Genomic DNA, 20565 nt, shown 5'->3' with positions numbered 1-20565 from the left:
GGGTGCTCAGCGTGGGCTGAGCACTTCAGCGGCACCCACGCCACGCGGGTCGCTGGCGGCTTCCAGGGTCTGCCTGGATTTATCCCAGTACAACACTTGCTGGTTACCGTAAGTGCGACCCAGATCCTTGAGCTGGTAGCCGCGTGCATTTAGCGCGCGCTGCTGTTCGGCGCTGAACGCGCCCGGTTCGTGCTCGACCACATCCGGCAGGTACTGGTGGTGATAACGCGGCACTGCGGGCCAGTTGGCGACCGGCTTGCCTTCGAGAAACCCCAGCATCGACAACAGCACCATGCTCGGAATCCGGCTGCCGCCCGGTGTGCCGAAGGCGGCGAACTGCGTAGGGCTCTCGATGAAACTCGGGCTCATGCTCGACAGTGGCCGCTTGCCTGCTGCCACGGCATTGGCCTGGCTGCCGGCCAGGCCATAGCTGTTGCTGCCGCGCGGGTCGGCGGCGAAGTCGTCCATCTCGTTGTTCAACACCACGCCGGTACCGGGCGCGCTGAAGGCTGCGCCGAAGGGCAGGTTGACCGACAGCGTCGCGGCTACGGCGTTGCCTTCGGCGTCGATCACCGCGAAGTGGGTGGTGTGGTCGCCTTCGCGCCAGGCCGGGGCGGGCGGCAGGCTGCTGCTGGGCGTGGCCTGGTGCACGTCGATGCTGTCGGCAAGGCTGGTCAGGTAATTGCGCGCCAGCAGTTGCGGCAGCGGGTTGGCGACGTAATCCGGATCGCCGAGCAGACCGCGGTCGCGGTAGGCACGGCGCAGTACTTCCAGTACGTAATGGCTACGTTGCACCGGATCGGCACTCTGCCAGGGCAGGCGCTGCAGCATCGCCAGGCTCTGGGCCAGGGCTACGCCGCCGGCTGACGGCGGCGGGGCGCTGATCAGTTCGCGCTGGTCGGCCAACTGGTAGCGCAACGGCTCGCGCTTGGCGGTGCGGTAGTTGGCCAGGTCATCCAGGCTCCAGATTCCGCCTGCGGCCTGAACGCCCTGGACCATGGCCTGGGCGGTCGGGCCGCGGTAGAAACCCTCGCGGCCCTGGTTGGCCAGGCGCTCAAGGGTGACGGCCAGTTCTGGTTGGCGGATCTGTGCGCCAAGGGCCGGTACTTCACCGTTCTTGAGGAACAGCCGGGCGCTTTCCGGATCGTCGCGCAGGGCGCTCAAGCGCATCTTGGCCCGATCGCGGTAAATGCGGTCGACGGCAAAACCCTGGTTGGCCAGGCGAATGGCCGGGGCCAGGGTGTTTTTCAGGGGCAGTTTGCCGTAGTGCGCAGCAAGGTCTGCCAGTGCCGCCGGCAAGCCGGGAATCGCGGCTGCCAATGGGCCGTTGATGGACAGGCCAGGCTGAACCTTGCCGTCCTTCAGGTACATGGCCTCGCTGGCTTTGCCTGGCGCGCGTTCGCGGGCGTCGATAAACGCGTAGCGTGCCGGCGTGTCGCCTTCGCGCAAGAGGAAGAACCCACCGCCACCGAGGCCGGAGCCATAAGGCTCGACGACCGCCAGCGCTGCGCTGACCGCAATCGCCGCATCGAAGGCGTTACCGCCTTGGTCGAGGACTTCCCGTGCAGCGGCAGTGGCTTCGGCATGCGGGCTGGCAATCGCGGCACGCCCCGGGCCCTGTGCCTGGGCACCGGCAACCCCCAGCGCCAGGGTGGCGCCAAGAATGAACGGAGCGAGCCTGGCGACGAACGGCATCAGGCCTTGCCGGTGATTTTGCGGTACTTGGCCATCAGTTCTTCTTCGGTCTCCGGATGGGCTTCATCCAGCGGGATGCAGTCAACCGGGCAGACCTGTTGGCACTGTGGCTCGTCATAGTGGCCGACGCACTGGGTGCACAGGTTCGGGTCGATCACGTAGATCTCTTCGCCCTGGGAGATAGCGGCGTTCGGGCACTCGGGTTCGCAGACGTCGCAGTTGATGCAATCGTCGGTGATGATCAGGGACATGGGGACTCCGGCCCGGGCTCAGAACCCGGGCATTTGAAAACCAATGGACACAATTGTGCCGCATTAGCGCCCGCAGTGCACGCGGGCGCCGTGGTCAAATCGCCGATGTCACTTCTTGAAGCGTTCGGTCAGGGCGTCGGCCACGATCGGATGGACGAATTTGCTGATGTCGCCACCCAGTGCCGCAATTTCCCGGACCAGGGTCGAGGAAATGAACGAATAACGCTCGGAAGGGGTCAGGAACAGGCTTTCGACGTCCGGTGCCAGCTGGCGGTTCATGTTCGCCAGCTGGAACTCGTACTCGAAGTCCGAGACAGCACGCAGGCCGCGCAGGAACACATTGGCCTGCTGTTCCTTGGCAAAGTGCGCGAGCAAGGAGGAGAAGCCGATGACTTCGACATTGGGCAGGTGCTTGGTGACCTCACGAGCCAGTTCCACCCGTTGTTCCAGCGGGAACAGCGGGTTTTTCTTGGGGCTGGCGGCGACCGCAATGATCACCTGATCGAACAGCCGCGAGGCTCGCTCGACCAGATCGCCATGGCCCTTGGTAATAGGGTCGAAAGTACCTGGGTACAACACTCGGTTCATCGCGTCGTCCTGGCAGGAGTGCGTTGGGGAGTCGGATGGTATCGCAGCAGTGGCAGTCGGCCAAGTCGCCTGCGCACGCTGAAGGCACTATAGACAGGCTGCCTATTTGTTGTCATCTCCCGGCAACCAGGCGTTCAATCAGGCCATCGGTGAGTCGCGCACTGAGGCCGTACACCGATAGCTGCGGGTTGGCGCCGATGCTGGTGGGGAACAATGAGCCGTCGTGGATCGACAGGTTGGCCAGCTGATGATGCCGTCCGAGACTGTCGCAGACAGCCTGGCGCGGGTCTTCGCCCATGGCGCAACCGCCCATGACGTGGGCGCTGCCAAGGCGCGTGCGAAACAGCTCAAGACTCAGGCCGTCGATCATCTGCCGGGCCTCGCCCAGGGTTTTCACGTAGCGACCATCGCTGTGCAGCGGCAACACCGCCTCGGCACCTGCGGCGAACTGGATCTCGGCCATGCTGTGGAAGGCGCGGCGCACGCCGTCCCAGGCGTAGGGCGAAACCTGATAATCAAGTACCGGCGAGCCGTCGCCGCGCAGCTGGACTTCACCGCCACTACTGTCCGGGTGGAAGCCGTCACGCAGCAGGGCAAGCATCACGTGGGTATTGGGCAGTTGTTCCATGCGCATGGCATTTTCACTGCCGAAGCTGCCCAGCAGGGTGCTGGCCAGCGCCGGGTGCAGCGGCGGCACTTCGAGTTTGTAACCGATCGGCCCGCTGACGCCGTCGCGCCACTGAAAGTGGTCGGAGTAGATCGATTGCGGCGCGCCGTAGAACGGATTGACCTTGTCCTTGAACAGCCCGGCACTGAAGTTGACCAGGTGCAGGAACGTGCGCTTGCCCAGGCGCTCATGCGGGTCTGGGGCATCCGAACGCAGCAGCAGGGCCGGGCTGTTGATCCCGCCACCGGCGAGGATGTAGTGGCGCGCCTTGACCTGAATCTTGCGCCCGGTCGGGTTCACACAGCGGTCATCCATAGCCAGGCATTGCAGGCCGCTGATGCGCTCGCCGTCGTGGATCAAGCGTTCGGCGCGGGCCAGGTAGAGTAACTCGCCGCCTTTTTCCAGGGTGGCGGGAATGCTGGTGACTAACATCGATTGTTTGGCATTGACCGGGCAGCCCATGCCGCAGTAACCCAGGTTCCAGCAGCCGCGCACGTTGCGTGGAATGACCTTCCAGCTGTAATCGAGGGCTGCGCAGCCGCGCTTGAGCACCTCGTTGTTGGCATTCGGTGGCATGAGCCAGGGGGCGATGCCCAGGCGCTGTTCCATGCGTTCGAACCAGGGGGCCAGTTCGCCGCTGCTCAGGCCTTTGACGCCGTGTTCGCTGGCCCAGTGTTGCAGGGTCGGCTCGGGGGTGCGAAAGCTCGAGGTCCAGTTGATCAAGGTGGTGCCACCCACCGCGCGGCCTTGAAGGATGGTGATGGCGCCATCCTTGCTCATCCGGCCGATGCCTTCTTGATAGAGGTTGGCGTAGGCCTGGTCTTCAAGCAGATGGAAGTCGCTGCTGGTCTTGAGCGGGCCTTCTTCGATCAGCAGCACCTTGAAACCGGCAGCGCTGAGCAGTTCGGCGCTGGTGGCACCGCCGGCGCCGCTGCCGATGATGACGATATCGGTTTCCAGGCTCAGGTCGTGGTCCAGGCGCGAGGCGTCACGGGCTTTCCAGCCGCGGCCAAGGCCTTCGCGAAACAGGTCGGGTACGGGCATCTTCAGCCTCTTGTCGTTATCGGGTGATTCAGATCTTGGGCGGACCCGGGTAGCCGCAACGGGCCCAGGACTCTGGCATCTCGTACCAGGCCATCTGCAACAGCTGCAGCAGCGAGGCGTGGCCCATGCGCAACAGATTCAGCGAACTGTTCTCCCAGCGCTGCAAAAAGGCCTGGATCTGCTCGATGCTTGCGTTCTCCCAGCGGCCCCAGATGCCGGTCAGCGGCCCTCGGGTCACCGGCAGGGCGAGAACGTCGAACAGTTGCAGGGTCAGCTTGAGCATGGCCGGGGACAAGCTGGCGAGTTTGTTGTCCAGGCGCTGCAGCAGGGTTTCAAGGTTTTCGGCGGCTGACGTACCGGCAAGGATTACCGGGATCAGTGTCCGCAGAATCGGCAGATCGCTCTGGCGCAGGCTGATGAAGCCGCTGGCCGGGGTCTGTGCCGAGCACCCTGTAAGGCTGGCGCCCAACCCGGCGGTGGCCAGGAAGGCGCTGGCGCCGAGGCCGAACTTGAGTAACCCGCGGCGGCTCAAGGCGGGTGTTGCAGGCAGACTTGTGGTCATTGTTGTTGTGCCTGGTCGTGGTGTTAGCGGATGAAGAGTTTGTACACCAGCTTGATCAAGGACTTGCCGTAGGGCGGGTAGATCAAGCGGGCGGCGTTGAAGCGCTGCTTGGCGAACACCGCCTTGGCCTTGCTGAAGGTCAGGAAGCCCTCGTGGCCGTGGTAGTGGCCCATGCCCGAGGGGCCGACACCACCAAATGGCAGATCGTCCTGGGCCACATGCAGCAAGGTGTCGTTGAGGCAGACGCCACCGGAGTGGGTCTGTTCCAGAACCCTCTGCTGCTCGGCCCGGTCGTAGCCAAAGTAGTAGAGCGCCAGGGGACGGGGGCGCTGATTGATGTATGAAAGTGCCTGATCGAGGCTGTCGTAGGGCACCAGCGGCAACAGCGGACCGAAGATCTCGTCTTGCATCACGCGCATCTGGTCATTGACCTGCAGCAGCAAGTGAGGCGGCAAACGCCGGCCTTGTCGTGCTTCTTGCGGGTACAGGTCAACGATCTTCGCGCCCTTGTCGCGGGCATCGCTCAGGTAACTTTCCAGGCGTGCCAGGTGACGCGGGTTGATGATCGCGCTGTAGTCCGGGTTGTCAGCCACGCGCGGGTAAAAGCGATGAACAACGTTGCGGTAGGCCGTGGCGAAGTCGTCCAGGCGTTCGCGCGGCACCAGCACGTAGTCCGGTGCTACGCAGGTCTGTCCGGCATTCAGGGTTTTGCCGAAGGCAATGCGCTCTGCGGCGTCGGCCAGGGGCACACTGGCCGAGACAATGGCTGGCGATTTACCGCCCAGTTCCAGGGTTACCGGGGTCAGGTTCTGTGCTGCCGCCAGCATCACATGGCGGCCGACACTGGTGGCACCGGTGAATAGCAGGTGATCGAAGGGCAGGCGCGAGAAGGCTTCGCCGACATCCGCTTCGCCCAGCGCCACACTGACCAGGTCTTCGGGGAATACCGTTTGCAGCAATTGCTTGAGCAGCAGGCCGGTGGCCGGCGTGGCTTCGCTGAGCTTGAGCATGACCCGGTTGCCAGCGGCCAGGGCGCAGGTCAAAGGGCCGATGGCCAGAAACAGCGGGTAGTTCCACGGCACGATGATCCCGACCACGCCCAGCGGCTGGTACAGCACCTTGGCGCTGGCCGGCTGAAAGGCCAGGCCGACCTTGCGCGGTGAGGCCTTCATCCACTGCTTTAGATGACCCTCGGCATGATGCAGGCCCTGGACGCTGGGCATCAGCTCGGCCAGGCGGGTTTCGTCGGCACTGCGGCCGCTGAAGTCTTCGCTGATGGCTGCAACCAGTGCGTCCTGATGGGCGAGCAGTAGTTGGCGCAGGCTTTTCAGCCATTGCCGGCGTTGCGCCAGCGGCGGCATCGGGTTGCCAGCAAACGCCTGGCGCTGGGCGTTGAACTGGTTGGCAAGGTCTTCAACGGCAGTCGCAGGCAAAAGACGAGCAGCATCGGCAGTCATGCGAAACTCCACGGCATTGTTTTTCTAGAGCTTATACTCTAACTGGAGCGTTTTGCGATCCTTTTTTCACGACAGGCAGGTACATCCACATTCGGATAAACCGTAAGATGGACCTATTCAATCAAAGCTCGGCCTCTGGAGCTGATCATGGCCCCGCGTATCAAGACCCGCGAACGCATCGTGCAGAACAGCCTGGAGCTGTTCAACCAGCAGGGCGAGCGCAGTGTCAGCACCAACCACATCGCCGCCCATATGGAGATTTCCCCGGGCAATCTGTACTACCACTTCGCCAACAAGCAGGAAATCATCGCTGTACTCTTCACCCAGTATGAAGAGCAGGTCGAAAGCTTTCTGCGCCCGCCGCAAGGGCGCCCCTCGACTGTCGAAGACAAACGCTTCTACCTCAAGGAGCTGCTGGCGGCGATGTGGGACTACCGCTTTTTGCATCGCGACCTTGAACACCTGCTCGACAGTGACAAGGAACTGGCGGCGCGTTACCGGCGTTTTTCCCAGCGCTGCCTGATCCAGGGTCAGTCCATTTACCGCGGATTCGTCGAAGCCGGGATCGTGCAGATGGACGCCGTGCAGATCGAGTCGCTGACCCTCAACGCCTGGATCGTGCTGACCTCCTGGGTACGCTTTCTGTGCACCACCCGGGAGAATTCGGCGCACCTGAGTGAAGATGCCTTCAAGCGCGGTATCTATCAGGTGTTGGTCCTTGAGCTCGGCTTTGTTACTGCCCAGGCCCGCCCGGCGGTGGATGCCCTGTGCCAGGAATTCTACGTTTCGCTCAACCAGGCACTGGAGCAATAAGCGCCCAGGCCCTATCCGTTCAATCGTTCAGGAGACTGTCATGCCCCTCGCGCAACTGATCACCGCCCAGCAATTGGCCGAACGCCTGGAGGCGCCGGCGCTGGTGATACTGGATTGCCGCTTTGCCCTGGAAGATATCGACTATGGCCAGCGCAGCTATGCCGAGGGGCATATTGCCGGTGCGCATTTCGCCGACCTTGAACGCGACCTGAGCGGTCCGGTCATCAAGGGCGTGACCGGGCGTCACCCTTTGCCGGATCCGCAGCACCTGATCGAGCGTCTGCGTGCCTGGGGGATCAACAACGACAGCGAGATCGTGCTCTATGACGATGGCCCTGGTGCTTTCGCCGCCCGCGCCTGGTGGCTGCTGGCCTGGCTTGGCAAGCGTAGCGGTGTGTCGATTCTCGATGGTGGCCTGAAGGCCTGGCATGCGGCAAAGTTACCGTTGAGTCTCGACGCCCCGGAAAAACGTGTAGGTACCTTCAAGGGCGAGCCTGATACTGCGCTGGTGCTTGACGCCAAACAGCTGTGCGACCGACTTGGCCAGCCCGACCTGACCCTGATCGATGCCCGCGGCCTGCCACGTTTTCGCGGTGAGGTAGAGCCCATCGACCCGGTGGCCGGACATATTCCGGGGGCGCAATGTGCAGCGTTCACCGACAACCTGGGGGCTGACGGGCGATTTCTGCCGGCGGCTCAACTGAAGAAACGCTTTGCCGAGAAGCTGGGCAAGCGTTCGCCAGAGCAACTCGTGGCGTATTGCGGCTCTGGGGTGACGGCGTGCCATAACCTGTTTGCCTTGTCGCTGGCGGGATATCCGCTGGGCAAGCTGTATGCAGGGTCGTGGAGCGAGTGGATTACCGATCCACAGCGCCAGGTTGCCAAGGGCGACTGAAAGCATCGCGGGGCAAGCCCGCTCCCACAGAGGTATAGGCTTCCTGTGGGAGCGGGCTTGCCCCGCGATGAGGCCTCAACCTTCACCCAGCCACTGCGGGATCCGCCGTTCCAGGTAATACCCCGGCTCCCGCACACTGCCGTCGACAAAACCGACATGGCCACCGCGTGAATGCAGCTCGAAGGTGGTCTGGCTCGCCAGTTCATTGGCTTCAGGCAGGCTATGGCTGAACACGAACGGGTCATCGCTGGAATGGATGATCAGCGTCGGTGTGCGGTTTTCCCCGAGGAAGTACCGGCTCGATGCCCGGCGGTAATAGTCCTTGGCATCGGCAAAGCCATTGAGCGGAGCGGTCACTCGACCATCAAAATCCCAGAACGTACGCAGGTTCTCCAGGGGCCCAAGACGCTCCAGTGCGGCGAGGCCTTCATGGTGGCCGTGATGCTGGAAGTGGCGCTGTTTCTCTTTCACATAGGCGAGCATGGCGCGCATGAAATGCGCCTGATAGACCCGTGAAAACCCCAGGCCGATACGATCAGCGCACTGGTCCAGACGAAACGGCACCGATACCGCCACCGCAGCCTGCAACTGACTTGCCGAGCCCGCCTCACCAAGGTGCTTGAGCAGCACATTGCCGCCCAGCGAGTAGCCGACGGCATACAGCGGCGCTTGTGGGCGTTGCGCACGCAGGTGGTCGATGGCTTCGGCGAGGTCCTCGCTGGCGCCGGAGTGGTAGCTGCGCGGCAGCAGGTTTGGTTCGCCCGAGCAACCGCGCCAGTTCAGTGCGACGCTGGCCCAGCCGCGGTCAGCCAAGGCCTGTTGCATACCAATGACGTAGGGCGAGCTGGACGAACCTGTCAGCCCGTGCAGCACCAGCACCAGCGGGGTGTTGGCCTGGTGCGGACCGTGCCAGTCGAGGTCGAGGAAATCACCATCGGCCAGCCACAGGCGCTCGCGTTGGCGGTGCAGGGCTGCCGACTTGCGCCAGAGCGGCCCCCAAAGCGTCTGCAGATGCGGATTGCCCAGCCCCAGGGCGGGTTTGAAGGGGCTGGGGGGGATGGGATACATCGTGGTGTGCTCGCAGATTGCTTTCAGGCAAGTGTAAATCCGGTTACCGACACTTGCCCGGGTCGATCATCCGTTAGCGGGAGCGAATGCGGGCAAGTCGTGCTGTTCGACCGACGGGCCGACACTGATCTGCACCAGCTTGTCGAGCTTCAGGTGATTTTTCAACACGACCTTCAGCTGATCCAGGGTCAATGCCTGCACTTGATCGAGAAAGCTCTGGCGGTTGTCCAGCGGTAACTGGTTGAAGCCGATGGTGCTCAGAATGCCGCTGATCTGCTGGTTGCTCACCGATCCCAGCAGGTAGCTGCCGCGTAACTTCTGTTTCGCGTCATCGAATTCCTTCTGGCTTGGTCCTTGTTCGGCATAGTCCTCGAGCAGTTGCTCCAGCAATGTCATTGCGGCGTCGCGGTATTTGCCCTGGACCTGGGTGGTGAACGTCCAGAGGCCGTTGACAGGGTGCTGCCTCAGCTTTGATCCGGCGCCATAGGTCAAACCGCGGCGAGTGCGCAGCTCATCGAACAGCCGCGAGGTGCCACCGGGGCCGCCCAGTATCAGGTTGGCCAGGGTCAAGGCAGGTGCATCGGGATGTTGAACGCTGATGCCGGGGATGGCGAACAACAGCAGCGCCTGGCTGCCAGGATGATCCAGATGGTAGATCTCGGGTTCGAAGCTGGCGGCTACCGGTAGCGGCGGAAGTGCCGGGCCTGCGGGCAACGCCGCTGACACCTGCGCGGCAATGGCCCGGGCCTGCTCCAGCGACAGATCACCGACCAGGGTAATCACCGCATTGCCTGCGCTGAAGGCTCGTTGGTGAAAGGCACGAAGATCAGTGACGGTCAGGGCATTGATGGTCTGCTCTGTGCCATAACTGTTGGTGGCGTAGGGATGATTGGCGAACACATGCTCGTAGAGCCGGTCGCTGGCCTTGTAGGTTGCGTAGTGTTGCCGCTGCGCTACCAGGCCGTTGAGCTGGTCCTTGATCTGCTGCAGTTTGTCTTCGGCAAACTGTGGTTGACCCAGTACTTCACTCAGCAACCCCACCGCTTTGGTCCGTTGCTGTTCATCACTCAGGCTGCGTAGCTTCACCGTAGCGCTGTCATGCACTACCGCTTTGCTGAACTGCGCACCGATTTCGTCGAAGCCTTCGGCGATCTGCATGGCATCGCGCTGCTGGGTGCCCTCATCGAGCATACCCAGGGTGAGCTGTGCCAGGCCGGCGGCGCCGTCATCCCTGGCACTGCCAGCGGCAAAATCAACCTGAAGATCAAACATCGGCAATTGCCTGCGTTGTACAAACAGGACCTTACTGCCTTGTGGCGTCTGCCATGACTCGATCGCTAACTGCAGCCGGGCGGGAACGGGTACTGTGACTTTCAGCGACTCCAGCTCAAGCGGCTGGGGTTGCGCCTGGGCCTGCGAAGCAGCGCCTGCCAGTAGCAGCAAGAGAGGGAGGAATGTTTGGGTGAGTTTATTCATCGTCGGCCTCCTTGGCCTGCAGGTAGGCGACCGCCAGGCGCTCAGCGGTGAAGTAGTCGCTGGCGGCCTGCTGTACTTGTTCGGGTGTTACGCCCTCAAGGTTGCTTCGGTCGTTGTCCAGTTGAGACGCTGGCAGGCCACTGCCCAGCATGGCCGCAATATCACTGGCCTGGCCGCTTAGAGAGTCCTGAAAAAAGGTGTTTTCGGCCAGCAGCAGGGCACGCGCACGCGCTAGCTCGGCAGTGCTTGGCGGCGTGCTTTTGATCGCTTGCAGTTGTGCCCAGATAGCCGCCTGCAGGTCGGCCAATGGTTTGGGTTGGGCAGTATTGATCGATGCCGAAATTTCGAACAACGTATCGCCCCTGGCCAGCGCCCCATAGCTGACCTTGGGGCTGAACAGCAGCGCTTGCTGGCGCTCCAGCCGGGTACTGAGCCGGGCACTCAAGCCTTTGCCCAGCAGTGCGTCGAGCAGACGCAAGGCATGTACGTCGGTCGCCGACTCCGCTGTGGCGTAGGTCGGTACGTTGAACGCCATGACCAGCCTTGGCCTGTTGACCGCATCGTAGACTGTCACCCGTCGTGGCCCTGTCGCAGCCGATTGCAGGGGGAGCTTGGTGCGCGGGAGGATTTGCCGGGTGAAACCGGCGAAGTACTGCTCAACCTCACGTCTTACCGCATCGAGCTGAACGTCGCCGACAATGATCAACGTGGCATTGTTGGGCGCGTACCAGGTGCGATACCAGGCTTGCAGCTCATCGTTGTGCATGCGCTCAAGGTCGCTCATCCAGCCAATCACCGGGGTGCGATAGCTGCTTTGTGGATAGGCGATGGCTTGCAGCTGCTCGTCGAGCCTGGCCGCCGGATATTCATCGACTCTTTCGCGGCGCTCGGACCTCACGGCCTCGATTTCACGAACGAATTCGCTATCACTGAGGTGGGCGCCCTTCAGCAGGTCGGCACTCAGCTCCAGGGCTACCGCCAGTCGTTCACTGGGCAGGGTCTGGTGATGAACGGTGAAATCGCGATTGGTGTAAGCATTGTCAGTGCCGCCCAGGCGTTCGATGACTTTCGAAAACTCCCCGGGTGCGGTCTTGGCGCTACCCCGGTAGAGCAGGTGTTCGAGGGCATGGGACAACCCGGATTGCCCAGGGTACTCATGGCTTGAGCCCACCTTGATCAACAGGTGGGTGGTGACTACCGGTGCCCGGCGGTCCTCGCTGACGACCACATGCAGGCCGTTTTCCAGGGTGAATTCATGGCGATCAGGGGGATCGGCCAGGGCCTGGCCAGATACCAGCAACAGGCCGAGCAGGCCGCTGGTGAAGGAAATACGTCGATCCATGACAGTGCTCCTTGTGGTTGATGACCAGAAGCACGATCAGGCAAAAAGGCGAGCGAAAGGGGATAGATATCTATTGCACCGTGTGACGACCCTGCCGTAGCAGGGTCGTCGTTGCAACTCAGCTGCGCTGCCAGAGGGCGTAGTACACCTGGCCAGCCTTCTTCTCGCGGTGCAGGCGCCAGTTGCCGGGTAGCTGCAAGGTCGAAGGCGGGGTTTCGCTCTCGGTGTAGATCCAGGCGTTTTCGGCCAGCCACTGGCGCTCTTCAAGCAGGGCGCAGGTGGTGGCCAGCAGGTTCTGGTGGAACGGCGGATCAAGGAACACCAGGTCGAAAGTCTGCTTCGGTTCACCCTGCAGGTAGCGCTGGGCATCGCTCTGGATGACCTGGCCGCGAGGGCAGCGCAGGGTTTCCAGGTTCTGCCGCAGGCTGGCAATGGCCGCCGGGTTGCTGTCCAGCGCCACGGCCTCGGCGGCACCGCGCGAGAGTGCTTCCAGGTACAAGGCGCCACTTCCGGTATAGGCATCGAGTACCTTGGCCCCTTCGATATGCGGCGCCAGCCAGTTGAACAGGGTTTCGCGTACCCGGTCTGGCGTCGGGCGCAGGCCGGGGGCGTCAGGGAAGCTCAGGCGACGGCTGCGCCATTCGCCGGCAATGATGCGCAGCTGGCCCTGGCCGTTGTGTGGCTTGGCCGATTTGGCGGATGGACTGGCCATTAATGCTCCGGTACACCAAGCGGCTGCTCGGCGGGTTTGTCAGTGGGTGGCGGCAGAGGTTTCTGCGGCACGCTCGGGCCTGCAGTGACGATGACCATCTTGTCGGCGGCGAGGTGCTTGTTCAGGGCGGTCTTGACCTGTTCGGTGGTCAGCGCCTGGGATTGTTGCATGTAATCTTCCAGCCAGGTCAGCGGCAGGCCGTAGAAGCCGATGGCGCCCAACTGGCCGACGATGCTGGCGTTGCTGGCATTGGACAGTGGGAAGCTGCCGGCCAGCTCGCGCTTGGCATCATCCAGTTCCTGCTGGCTCGGGCCGCTCTTGAGGTAGTCGGTGAGGATGTCCTGAACCAGTTTCAGGGTGCCTTCGCTGAGTTCGGCACGGGTCTGCAGGTTGATCATGAACGGCCCGCGCACCTGCATCGGGCTGAACACCGAGTAGACGCCGTAGGTCAGGCCGCGCTTTTCGCGTACTTCGCTCATCAGGCGGGTACCGAAGGTGCCGCCACCGAGGATCTGGTTGCCCAGCGACAGTGCTGCGTAGTCCGGGTCGTTGCGGTCGATGCCCAGCTGGGCCAGCATCAGGTGGGTCTGCTTGGACGGGAAGTCGATATGCGTGGTGCCAGGCTTGGGCTCGGCAGGCTGAGGCAGCTTGGCCAGCGCCGGGCCTTTGGGCAGGGCGGCCGAGACCTGGGCAGCAATGGCTTCGGCGTCGCCGCGGCTCAGGTCGCCGACCAGGGCGATGACGGTATTGCCCGCGGCATAGGCCTTGGCGTGGAAGGCCCGCAATTGCTCGAGGGTGATCGGTGGAATGCTCTTGGCATCGCCATCACTTGGATGGGCATACGGGTGGCTGCCATACAGTTTCTCGAACAGCGCGATGCTGGCCAGCTTGCCCGGGTTCTGCTTCTGGTACTCGAAACCGGCCTGCATCTGGTTCTTGATGCGTGTCAGGGCATCCTGCGGGAAGGTCGGCTTGCCGACTACCTCGGCGAACAGCTTCAGCGCCGGCTCACGCTTGTCCGCTGCACTCAGGCTGCGCAGGGTGGCCACGGCCATGTCGCGGTAGGCACCGTTGCCAAAGTCGGCACCGAGGCCTTCGAAGCCTTCGGCAATCGCGGTAACGTCCTTGCCGGCCACGCCTTCGTTGAGCATGGCGTTGGTCAGGGTGGCCAGGCCCGGGGCATCACCGTCCTGGCTGCTGCCGGCGGCGAAGGTCAGGCGCAGGTCGAACATCGGCAGCTCGCGCGCTTCGACGAACAGCACCTTGGCGCCTTCAGTGGTGTTCCAGGTCTGAATGTTCAGTTGCCGGCGGCTCGGCGCCTTGCCGTCCAGCTCCGCCAGCGTCTGCAGGGTGTTGGCCGGTTTGGCTGCGGTGCTATTGACCGGTTGAGCGGTGTTGTCCGACTGGGCCGGCTTGGCCAGGACAAACGCCAGCACGCCAACCAGCGACAGGATGCCGAGACCGATCAGGGTGTAGCGGGGTGCGCTGCGTTCACTCATGAGCGTTCTCCTCGGGCAGTACATGGGCAACGCTCAGGCGTTCGCGGGTGAAATAGGTGCGCGCAGCGTTCTGGATGTCGGCCGGGGTTACGCTTTTCAGTTCGTCGAGCTCGCTGTCGATCAGCTTCCACGACAGACCGACGGTCTCGAGCATGCCGATGGCAGTGGCCTGGCTGCTGATCGAGTCGCGGTCGTAGACCAGCCCGGCGATGACCTGGGCGCGCACGCGCTCAAGCTCTTCAGCCGAAGGCGGGGTGGTCTTGAGTTCGTCGAGCAGCTTCCAGATACCGCTTTCAACATCGGCCAGAGTCTTGTTCTTCTGCTGGTTCGGCGTGGCCGAGATCAGGAACAGGCTGTCGCCGCGGGTGAACGGGTTGTAGTTGGACGAGGCGCTGGAGACCAGCTCCTGGCCGCGCTCAAGCCGGCTCGGCAGACGGGCGCTATAGCCGCCGTCCAGCAGTGCCGAGATCAGGCGCAGGGCGTTTACGGTACGCGGGTCTTTGGCGGTGGCCAGGCCCGGCACGTTGAAGCCGTAGATCAGGCTTGGCAGCTGGGTGCGTACATGCAGGGTGGTTTCGCGCAGGCCGGGCTCGGCCAGCTCCAGTGGCAGCTTGGCCGGTGGAATCGCACGTTTGGGGATGGCGCCGAAGAAACGCTGGGCCAGGCCTTTGACCTCGTCGACCGTCACGTCACCGACCACCACCAGGGTGGCGTTGTTCGGCGTGTACCAGGATTCGTACCAGTGGCGCAGTTCCTCGACCTTCATGCGATCGAGGTCAGCCATCCAGCCGATGGTCGGGGTACGGTAGCTGCTGGCCGGGAAGGCCATGGCGCTGAACAGCTCGAAGGCCTTGGCATTGGGTTGATCGTCGGTGCGCAGGCGGCGCTCTTCCTTAATTACCTCGATTTCGCGGCTGAACTCGTCGGCGGGCAGGCGCAGGCTGTTCATGCGGTCAGCCTCCAGCTCCAGGGCCACCGGCAGGCGGTCGCGGGCCAGCACCTGGTAATAAGCGGTGTAGTCGTCGCTGGTGAAGGCGTTCTCTTCGGCCCCCAGGTCGCGCAGGATGCGCGAAGCTTCGCCGGGGCCGAGTTTTTCGCTGCCCTTGAACATCATGTGTTCCAGCGCGTGGGACAGACCGGTCTGGCCCGGGGACTCATACGTGGAGCCGACCTTGTACCAGATTTGCGAGACCACCACTGGCGCGCGGTGGTCTTCGCGCACGACCACTTTCAGGCCGTTGTCGAGAATGAACTCGTGGGTGGGCTGCGGATCGGCGGCAAAGGCGGCGAACGGCAGACAAACTGTGCTGAGCAACAGGCCAGCGGCGCGGCGGGCTAGAGCATTCATACGTTGTTTAACCTGTAGGACTGCCCGCGTGGTCTTAGCGTCAGCGGGCTAGGAGGTGCTAGGATACTGATCCGGTTGCCTGACGACCATGCCTGTTGCGGATCTGACCCGCGGGCTTGATGACAAAATGCTGCGCATGAACGAGCCGGAATAAAAGTAGTCTGTTCTGCGTTAAAAGAATTTTCGAGGCGCCGCAGTGGCGCATCGCTACCCTGAGATAGCCGTCTTCCATGTTTGGTTCCAACGACGACAAAAAGACGCCGGCCGCGGCTGGTGAAAAGAAAGGCCTGTTCGGCTGGCTGCGCAAAAAGCCCCAGCCACCCGTTGCCGAACAGCCACAAGCCCCTGCACCGGTTGAGCCTGAGCAGCCTGCAGCGCTGACCAGCGAAGCGCCGGTCGCCCCGGCGCCAATCGACGGTGCCCACACGCCTGTACCCGCACCTGCCGTTGCGCCGGAGCCTGCTGTCGTCGCGCCAGCGGTGGTTGCAGTCGAGACGCCACCCGCGCCGTCCGTCGGTTTGGTCCTGCCGGTACCTGAAGAGCCGGTTGCCCTGGTGGCAGACCTTGAGCCGCACACCCCGCCACCGATCCCGGAGCGTCCGGCACCTGTCGCGGCACCTGTGGTAGAGCCTGCGCCGGTGGTTGTCCAGCCTGAACCGGTTGCAGCACCAGTCGTTGAGCCCGAGCCTGCTCCAGTGGCTCCAGTGGCTCCAGTGGCTCCAGTGGCTCCAGTGGCTCCAGTGGCTCCAGTGGCCGCCGTTGCGCCTGTAGCCCCTGTTGTAGAGCCCGCGCCTGTCGAGGCGCCTGCCCCGGCCCGTAGCGAAGAGAACAAGGCAGGCTTCTTCGCCCGCCTCAAACAGGGCTTGTCGAAGACCAGCGCCAGCATCGGCGAGGGCATGGCCAGCCTGTTCCTGGGCAAGAAAGCCATCGACGACGACTTGCTCGACGAGATCGAGACCCGCCTGCTGACCGCCGACGTTGGCGTTGAAGCCACCTCGGTGATCGTCCAGAGCCTGACCCAGAAGGTTGCGCGCAAGCAGCTGGCCGACAGCGATGCCCTGTACAAATCCCTGCAAGGCGAGCTGGCCGACCTGCTCAAACCGGTCGAACAGCCACTGCGCATCCAGTCTCAAACCAAGCCTTTCGTGATTCTGGTGGTTGGCGTCAACGGCGCCGGTAAAACCACGACCATCGGCAAACTGGCGAAAAAGCTGCAGTTGGAAGGCAAGAAAGTCATGCTGGCTGCTGGCGACACCTTCCGTGCCGCAGCCGTCGAGCAGTTGCAGGTCTGGGGCGAGCGCAACCAGATTCCGGTCATTGCCCAGCACACCGGCGCCGACTCCGCTTCGGTGATCTTCGATGCCGTCCAGGCCGCCAAGGCGCGCGGCGTCGATGTGCTGATCGCCGATACCGCCGGTCGCCTGCACACCAAAGACAACCTGATGGAAGAGTTGAAAAAGGTCCGTCGGGTGATCGGCAAACTCGATGCCGACGCGCCGCATGAAGTCCTGCTGGTGCTGGACGCCGGCACCGGACAGAACGCGATCAACCAGGCCAAACACTTCAACCAGAGCGTTGAACTCACCGGCCTGGCCCTGACCAAGCTCGACGGCACCGCCAAGGGTGGGGTGATCTTCGCCCTGGCCAAGCAGTTCGGTCTGCCGATCCGCTATATTGGCGTAGGCGAAGGCATCGACGATCTGCGCACTTTCGAAGCCGAACCCTTCGTGAAAGCACTGTTTGCCGAGCGGGAGCATCCATGATTCGATTCGAACAGGTCGCCAAGCGCTACCCCAATGGCCACGTAGGCCTGCATGAGTTGAGTTTTCGGGTGCGTCGGGGCGAATTCCTGTTCGTCACCGGCCATTCCGGCGCCGGCAAAAGCACCTTGCTGCGCCTGCTGCTGGCCATGGAGCGACCGACCAGCGGCAAGCTGCTGCTGGCCGGGCAGGACCTGGGGCAAATCAGCAACGCGCAGATTCCGTTCCTGCGTCGGCAGATCGGCGTGGTGTTCCAGAATCACCAACTGCTGTTCGACCGTACCGTGTTCAACAACGTTGCCTTGCCGCTGCAGATCCTTGGCCTGTCCAAGGCCGAAGTGGCCAAGCGCGTCGACTCGGCGCTCGAGCGGGTAGCCCTGTCGGACAAGGCCGAGCTGTTTCCCGGCGACCTGTCCACCGGCCAGCAACAACGGGTCGGTATTGCCCGCGCCATCGTGCACCGTCCGGCCTTGCTGCTGGCGGATGAGCCCACCGGTAACCTCGACCCGCGCCTGGCTGCGGAGATCATGGGGGTATTCGAAGACATCAACCGCCTCGGTACCAGCGTGCTGATCGCCAGTCACGACCTGGCACTGATCGCGCGTATGCGCCATCGCATGCTGACCCTGCAGCGCGGCCGCTTGATCGGCGACGGGGAGGCCGGGCAATGAGTGCGACACGCAGTCCAAAGGTTTCCGAACGGGTCGCGCCGAAAGCCGCCGATCCGGCACCGGAAAAGAACAAACGCAACAGCCATGACGACGATGGTCCGGATTTTCGCACCTTGTTGCATGCCTGGCTGGAAAGCCACCGCTCCAGCCTGCTCGACAGCTTGCGGCGCCTGGCCAAGCAGCCGATCGGCAGCTTTTTCACCTGCCTGGTGATGGCTGTGGCCCTGAGCCTGCCCATGGGCCTGTCGTTGCTGCTCAGCAACGTCGAGCGACTGGGTGGTTCGTGGCAGCGCGCGGCGCAGATTTCCCTGTACCTCAAGCTCGACGCCAGCAGCCGTGACGGCGAAGCCCTGCGTGAGCAGATCAAGGGTTTGCCGGGTGTCGCCGAGGCGGAGTACGTCAGCCGCGAGAAGGCGCTGGAAGAGTTCCAGCAGCAGTCCGGGCTCGGTGATGCGCTGCGCGAACTGCCGGAAAACCCGCTACCCGGCGTGGTCGTGGTGACCCCGGCGGAAGTCGACAAACCAGCCCTTGAAGCCTTGCGCCAGCGCCTTGCGGAACTGCCCAAGGTGGATGCGGCGCAGCTGGACCTGGTCTGGGTCGAGCGCCTGGCCGCGATCCTCAAGCTGGGTGACCGTTTTGTCTTCGGTCTGACGGTTTTGCTGGTTTCGGCGCTGCTTTTGGTAATTGGTAACACAATTCGCCTGCACATCGAGAACCGCCGTACCGAAATCGAAGTGATCAAGCTGGTAGGCGGCACCGACAGCTATGTGCGCCGGCCTTTCCTGTACATGGGCGCCTTGTACGGCCTGGGGGCCGGGGTGTTGGCCTGGGGCGTGCTGGCATTCGGCCTGAACTGGCTGAATGACGCGGTAATCGGGCTTTCCGGGCTATATGGCAGTGATTTTGCCCTGGCCGGGGTTCCGCCTGCCGATGGTCTGTCGCTCTTGCTTGGTGCGGTACTGTTAGGGTATATCGGTGCTTGGATTGCGGTCGCCCGTCACCTGAGCGAGCTTGCACCGCGATAGTGTCTTTTTGCTGCTATTGACTCTTTTTATTTTTAGGGAACTTGTTTCGCGGTTCCCGGTCAATGTTGGCAGTGCCTGCGGGCACGAGTTTAGTGAGTCGGAGGTTTTTTCGTATGACCACTTCGTTGCAACCTGCCTATGCCCTGGTTCCCGGCGCAAACCTGGAAGCCTATGTGCACACGGTCAACAGCATTCCATTGCTGACGCCGGAGCAGGAGCGTGAACTGGCCGAGAGTCTCTACTATGAGCAGAATCTTGAGGCGGCTCGGCAAATGGTGCTCGCCCACCTGCGGTTTGTCGTACATATCGCTCGCAGCTATTCCGGCTACGGGCTGGCCCAGGCTGACCTGATTCAGGAAGGCAATGTTGGCCTGATGAAAGCGGTCAAGCGTTTCAACCCGGAAATGGGTGTGCGCCTGGTGTCCTTTGCCGTGCACTGGATCAAGGCCGAGATTCACGAGTTCATCCTGCGCAACTGGCGCATCGTCAAAGTCGCGACCACCAAGGCCCAGCGCAAGCTGTTCTTCAACCTGCGTAGCCAGAAGAAGCGTCTGGCCTGGCTGAACAACGATGAAGTGCATCGTGTAGCCGAAAGCCTGGGGGTCGAGCCACGTGAAGTGCGCGAGATGGAGAGCCGCCTGACCGGTCAGGACATGGCCTTCGATCCAGCGTCCGAAGCTGACGACGACAGTGCCTTCCAGTCGCCGGCCAACTACCTGGAAGACCATCGCTACGACCCGGCGCTTCAGCTTGAAGATGCCGACTGGAGCGACAACTCCACCAGCAACCTGCACGAAGCCTTGCAGGGTCTGGACGACCGTAGCCGCGACATCCTCTACCAGCGCTGGCTGGCCGAGGAAAAGGCCACGCTTCACGACCTGGCCGAGAAATACAGCGTATCCGCCGAGCGGATTCGTCAGCTGGAGAAGAATGCGATGAACAAGGTGAAAGCCCTTATCGCGATCTGAGGCTGAAACTATCGCGGGGCAAGCCCGCTCCCACCGCAGGTCTCGGTGGGAGCGGGCTTGCCCCGCGATTTTTTATGGTGCCAGGTCTTTCAGGCGGCAGCGTAAGTCTATAATCGCGCCACGCTGGCCCCGTCACTTTTTCCGCCACCCCTGTCGAGACTGCTATGACCATTTCCTTGTATGCCGCTTCTGTTCCTGTTTTCAAGCAAATGCTCAACGCCTTGAGTGATGTTCTGAACAAGGCCGAAGCTCACGCCACGGCGAAAAACATTGATCCGAGCGTGTTCCTGCAGGCTCGCCTGTACCCGGATATGTTCCCACTGGTTCGTCAGGTGCAAATTGCTGTTGATTTCGCCAAAGGTGTATCGGCGCGCCTGGCTGAGGTCGAGCTGCCGAAATACGATGACAACGAAACCACCTTTGCTGAACTGCAAGCGCTGATCAGTAAGGTTCTGGCTTTCCTGGACGGCGTTGCGCCGGCGCAGATCGATGGCAAGGAAGGCATCGAAATCGTGACCCGTCCGGGCACGCCGAAAGAGAAGCGCTTCAGTGGCCAGGCCTATTTGCTGACCTACGGCCTGCCGCAGTTCTTCTTCCACGTCACCACCACTTACGCAATCTTGCGTCACAATGGTGTGGAAGTCGGCAAGCGTGACTACATGGGCGCGTTCTAAGGCGTTTACCGCGTAATCGGCAAGCAGTAAAAACCCGGCAAGGCGTGCGC

18 protein-coding genes and 1 pseudogene are annotated in these 20565 nt (G+C 62.6%); 7 read left to right on the top strand and 12 right to left on the bottom strand.

Annotation, left to right across the window (positions count from 1 at the left end):
- Positions 1 to 6: 6 nt before the first annotated feature.
- The 6 genes from ggt to PSAKL28_RS25120 all read right to left on the bottom strand — a co-directional run bounded on the left by ggt (position 7) and on the right by PSAKL28_RS25120 (position 6264).
- The gene (ggt, locus tag PSAKL28_RS25145; protein WP_038615618.1) at positions 7 to 1695 is read right to left on the bottom strand and encodes a gamma-glutamyltransferase; all 1689 of its coding nucleotides are present in this window, start codon (positions 1693 to 1695) and stop codon (positions 7 to 9) included.
- Entirely contained in the window at positions 1695 to 1946 is a 252-nt protein-coding gene (locus PSAKL28_RS25140) for a YfhL family 4Fe-4S dicluster ferredoxin (RefSeq protein ID WP_007921257.1), read from the bottom strand. The genes ggt and PSAKL28_RS25140 overlap by 1 nt, the downstream gene beginning before the upstream one ends.
- A 108-nt stretch (positions 1947 to 2054) precedes the next feature.
- Positions 2055 to 2534 carry a pantetheine-phosphate adenylyltransferase gene (coaD, locus tag PSAKL28_RS25135; protein ID WP_038615616.1) on the bottom strand — a complete coding sequence of 160 codons (480 nt, stop codon included), beginning with the start codon at positions 2532 to 2534 and terminating at the stop codon, positions 2055 to 2057.
- 112 nt (positions 2535 to 2646) lie between these two features.
- Positions 2647 to 4245 (bottom strand): GMC family oxidoreductase, encoded by a 1599-nt coding sequence (locus tag PSAKL28_RS25130; protein WP_038615614.1) that lies wholly within the window; start codon positions 4243 to 4245, stop codon positions 2647 to 2649.
- A 28-nt stretch (positions 4246 to 4273) separates the two neighbouring features.
- Positions 4274 to 4807, bottom strand: a complete 534-nt coding sequence (locus tag PSAKL28_RS25125; RefSeq protein WP_038615612.1) for a hypothetical protein — start codon at positions 4805 to 4807, stop codon at positions 4274 to 4276.
- A 23-nt stretch (positions 4808 to 4830) separates the two neighbouring features.
- The gene (locus PSAKL28_RS25120) at positions 4831 to 6264 is read right to left on the bottom strand and encodes a coniferyl aldehyde dehydrogenase (RefSeq protein WP_038615610.1); all 1434 of its coding nucleotides are present in this window, start codon (positions 6262 to 6264) and stop codon (positions 4831 to 4833) included.
- Positions 6265 to 6411: 147 nt separating this feature from the next.
- On the opposite strand from PSAKL28_RS25120, the gene PSAKL28_RS25115 reads away from it, so the two are divergent.
- Complete coding sequence (locus PSAKL28_RS25115; protein ID WP_038615608.1) at positions 6412 to 7077, top strand: TetR/AcrR family transcriptional regulator; 666 nt, start codon at positions 6412 to 6414, stop codon at positions 7075 to 7077.
- A gap of 40 nt (positions 7078 to 7117) precedes the next feature.
- Positions 7118 to 7972 carry a sulfurtransferase gene (locus PSAKL28_RS25110; RefSeq protein WP_038615606.1) on the top strand — a complete coding sequence of 285 codons (855 nt, stop codon included), beginning with the start codon at positions 7118 to 7120 and terminating at the stop codon, positions 7970 to 7972.
- A 67-nt stretch (positions 7973 to 8039) separates the two neighbouring features.
- Here the strand turns inward: PSAKL28_RS25110 and PSAKL28_RS25105 are convergent.
- From PSAKL28_RS25105 to PSAKL28_RS25080, 6 genes and pseudogenes are all read right to left on the bottom strand, one after another.
- A pseudogene (locus PSAKL28_RS25105) lies at positions 8040 to 9031 on the bottom strand (hydrolase); the annotation flags it as partial.
- A 75-nt stretch (positions 9032 to 9106) separates the two neighbouring features.
- Positions 9107 to 10516, bottom strand: coding sequence for a M16 family metallopeptidase (locus tag PSAKL28_RS25100; RefSeq protein WP_038615603.1), 1410 nt, complete (start codon positions 10514 to 10516; stop codon positions 9107 to 9109).
- Positions 10509 to 11858, bottom strand: coding sequence for a M16 family metallopeptidase (locus PSAKL28_RS25095; protein ID WP_038615601.1), 1350 nt, complete (start codon positions 11856 to 11858; stop codon positions 10509 to 10511). The genes PSAKL28_RS25100 and PSAKL28_RS25095 overlap by 8 nt, the downstream gene beginning before the upstream one ends.
- A gap of 118 nt (positions 11859 to 11976) precedes the next feature.
- A complete protein-coding gene (gene rsmD, locus PSAKL28_RS25090) occupies positions 11977 to 12570 on the bottom strand; it encodes a 16S rRNA (guanine(966)-N(2))-methyltransferase RsmD (protein WP_038615599.1) in 594 nt (197 codons plus the stop codon).
- Positions 12570 to 14069 (bottom strand): M16 family metallopeptidase, encoded by a 1500-nt coding sequence (locus tag PSAKL28_RS25085; RefSeq protein ID WP_038615597.1) that lies wholly within the window; start codon positions 14067 to 14069, stop codon positions 12570 to 12572. Before PSAKL28_RS25085 ends, rsmD begins: the two co-directional genes overlap by 1 nt.
- Complete coding sequence (locus PSAKL28_RS25080; protein WP_038615595.1) at positions 14062 to 15417, bottom strand: M16 family metallopeptidase; 1356 nt, start codon at positions 15415 to 15417, stop codon at positions 14062 to 14064. The genes PSAKL28_RS25085 and PSAKL28_RS25080 overlap by 8 nt, the downstream gene beginning before the upstream one ends.
- A gap of 230 nt (positions 15418 to 15647) precedes the next feature.
- Here PSAKL28_RS25080 and ftsY point away from each other — a divergent pair, with 230 nt between their 5' ends.
- From ftsY to PSAKL28_RS25055, 5 genes are all read left to right on the top strand, one after another.
- Positions 15648 to 17180 carry a signal recognition particle-docking protein FtsY gene (gene ftsY / locus PSAKL28_RS25075; protein WP_038615593.1) on the top strand — a complete coding sequence of 511 codons (1533 nt, stop codon included), beginning with the start codon at positions 15648 to 15650 and terminating at the stop codon, positions 17178 to 17180.
- Positions 17177 to 17848 carry a cell division ATP-binding protein FtsE gene (ftsE, locus tag PSAKL28_RS25070; RefSeq protein ID WP_038615591.1) on the top strand — a complete coding sequence of 224 codons (672 nt, stop codon included), beginning with the start codon at positions 17177 to 17179 and terminating at the stop codon, positions 17846 to 17848. The genes ftsY and ftsE overlap by 4 nt, the downstream gene beginning before the upstream one ends.
- Positions 17845 to 18873, top strand: coding sequence for a permease-like cell division protein FtsX (gene ftsX / locus PSAKL28_RS25065; RefSeq protein ID WP_038615589.1), 1029 nt, complete (start codon positions 17845 to 17847; stop codon positions 18871 to 18873). The genes ftsE and ftsX overlap by 4 nt, the downstream gene beginning before the upstream one ends.
- Positions 18874 to 18986: 113 nt before the next feature.
- Complete coding sequence (rpoH, locus tag PSAKL28_RS25060) at positions 18987 to 19841, top strand: RNA polymerase sigma factor RpoH (RefSeq protein WP_038615587.1); 855 nt, start codon at positions 18987 to 18989, stop codon at positions 19839 to 19841.
- A 164-nt stretch (positions 19842 to 20005) separates the two neighbouring features.
- A complete protein-coding gene (locus PSAKL28_RS25055) occupies positions 20006 to 20515 on the top strand; it encodes a DUF1993 domain-containing protein (RefSeq protein ID WP_038615585.1) in 510 nt (169 codons plus the stop codon).
- The last annotated feature ends 50 nt before the right edge of the window (positions 20516 to 20565 follow it).

Origin of the sequence: Pseudomonas alkylphenolica (genome assembly GCF_000746525.1) — a bacterium.
Lineage (GTDB): Bacteria > Pseudomonadota > Gammaproteobacteria > Pseudomonadales > Pseudomonadaceae > Aquipseudomonas > Aquipseudomonas alkylphenolica.
This window is presented reverse-complemented; position numbering and strand designations above follow the sequence as displayed.

Bases quoted from the DNA above. Each gene is read 5' to 3' on its own strand.
- ggt (WP_038615618.1), bottom strand. From the start codon at position 1,695: ATGCCGTTCGTCGCCAGGCTCGCTCCGTTCATTCTTGGCGCCACCCTG.
- PSAKL28_RS25140 (WP_007921257.1), bottom strand. From the start codon at position 1,946: ATGTCCCTGATCATCACCGACGATTGCATCAACTGCGACGTCTGCGAA.
- coaD (WP_038615616.1), bottom strand. From the start codon at position 2,534: ATGAACCGAGTGTTGTACCCAGGTACTTTCGACCCTATTACCAAGGGC.
- PSAKL28_RS25130 (WP_038615614.1), bottom strand. From the start codon at position 4,245: ATGCCCGTACCCGACCTGTTTCGCGAAGGCCTTGGCCGCGGCTGGAAA.
- PSAKL28_RS25125 (WP_038615612.1), bottom strand. From the start codon at position 4,807: ATGACCACAAGTCTGCCTGCAACACCCGCCTTGAGCCGCCGCGGGTTA.
- PSAKL28_RS25120 (WP_038615610.1), bottom strand. From the start codon at position 6,264: ATGACTGCCGATGCTGCTCGTCTTTTGCCTGCGACTGCCGTTGAAGAC.
- PSAKL28_RS25115 (WP_038615608.1), top strand. From the start codon at position 6,412: ATGGCCCCGCGTATCAAGACCCGCGAACGCATCGTGCAGAACAGCCTG.
- PSAKL28_RS25110 (WP_038615606.1), top strand. From the start codon at position 7,118: ATGCCCCTCGCGCAACTGATCACCGCCCAGCAATTGGCCGAACGCCTG.
- PSAKL28_RS25100 (WP_038615603.1), bottom strand. From the start codon at position 10,516: ATGAATAAACTCACCCAAACATTCCTCCCTCTCTTGCTGCTACTGGCA.
- PSAKL28_RS25095 (WP_038615601.1), bottom strand. From the start codon at position 11,858: ATGGATCGACGTATTTCCTTCACCAGCGGCCTGCTCGGCCTGTTGCTG.
- rsmD (WP_038615599.1), bottom strand. From the start codon at position 12,570: ATGGCCAGTCCATCCGCCAAATCGGCCAAGCCACACAACGGCCAGGGC.
- PSAKL28_RS25085 (WP_038615597.1), bottom strand. From the start codon at position 14,069: ATGAGTGAACGCAGCGCACCCCGCTACACCCTGATCGGTCTCGGCATC.
- PSAKL28_RS25080 (WP_038615595.1), bottom strand. From the start codon at position 15,417: ATGAATGCTCTAGCCCGCCGCGCCGCTGGCCTGTTGCTCAGCACAGTT.
- ftsY (WP_038615593.1), top strand. From the start codon at position 15,648: ATGTTTGGTTCCAACGACGACAAAAAGACGCCGGCCGCGGCTGGTGAA.
- ftsE (WP_038615591.1), top strand. From the start codon at position 17,177: ATGATTCGATTCGAACAGGTCGCCAAGCGCTACCCCAATGGCCACGTA.
- ftsX (WP_038615589.1), top strand. From the start codon at position 17,845: ATGAGTGCGACACGCAGTCCAAAGGTTTCCGAACGGGTCGCGCCGAAA.
- rpoH (WP_038615587.1), top strand. From the start codon at position 18,987: ATGACCACTTCGTTGCAACCTGCCTATGCCCTGGTTCCCGGCGCAAAC.
- PSAKL28_RS25055 (WP_038615585.1), top strand. From the start codon at position 20,006: ATGACCATTTCCTTGTATGCCGCTTCTGTTCCTGTTTTCAAGCAAATG.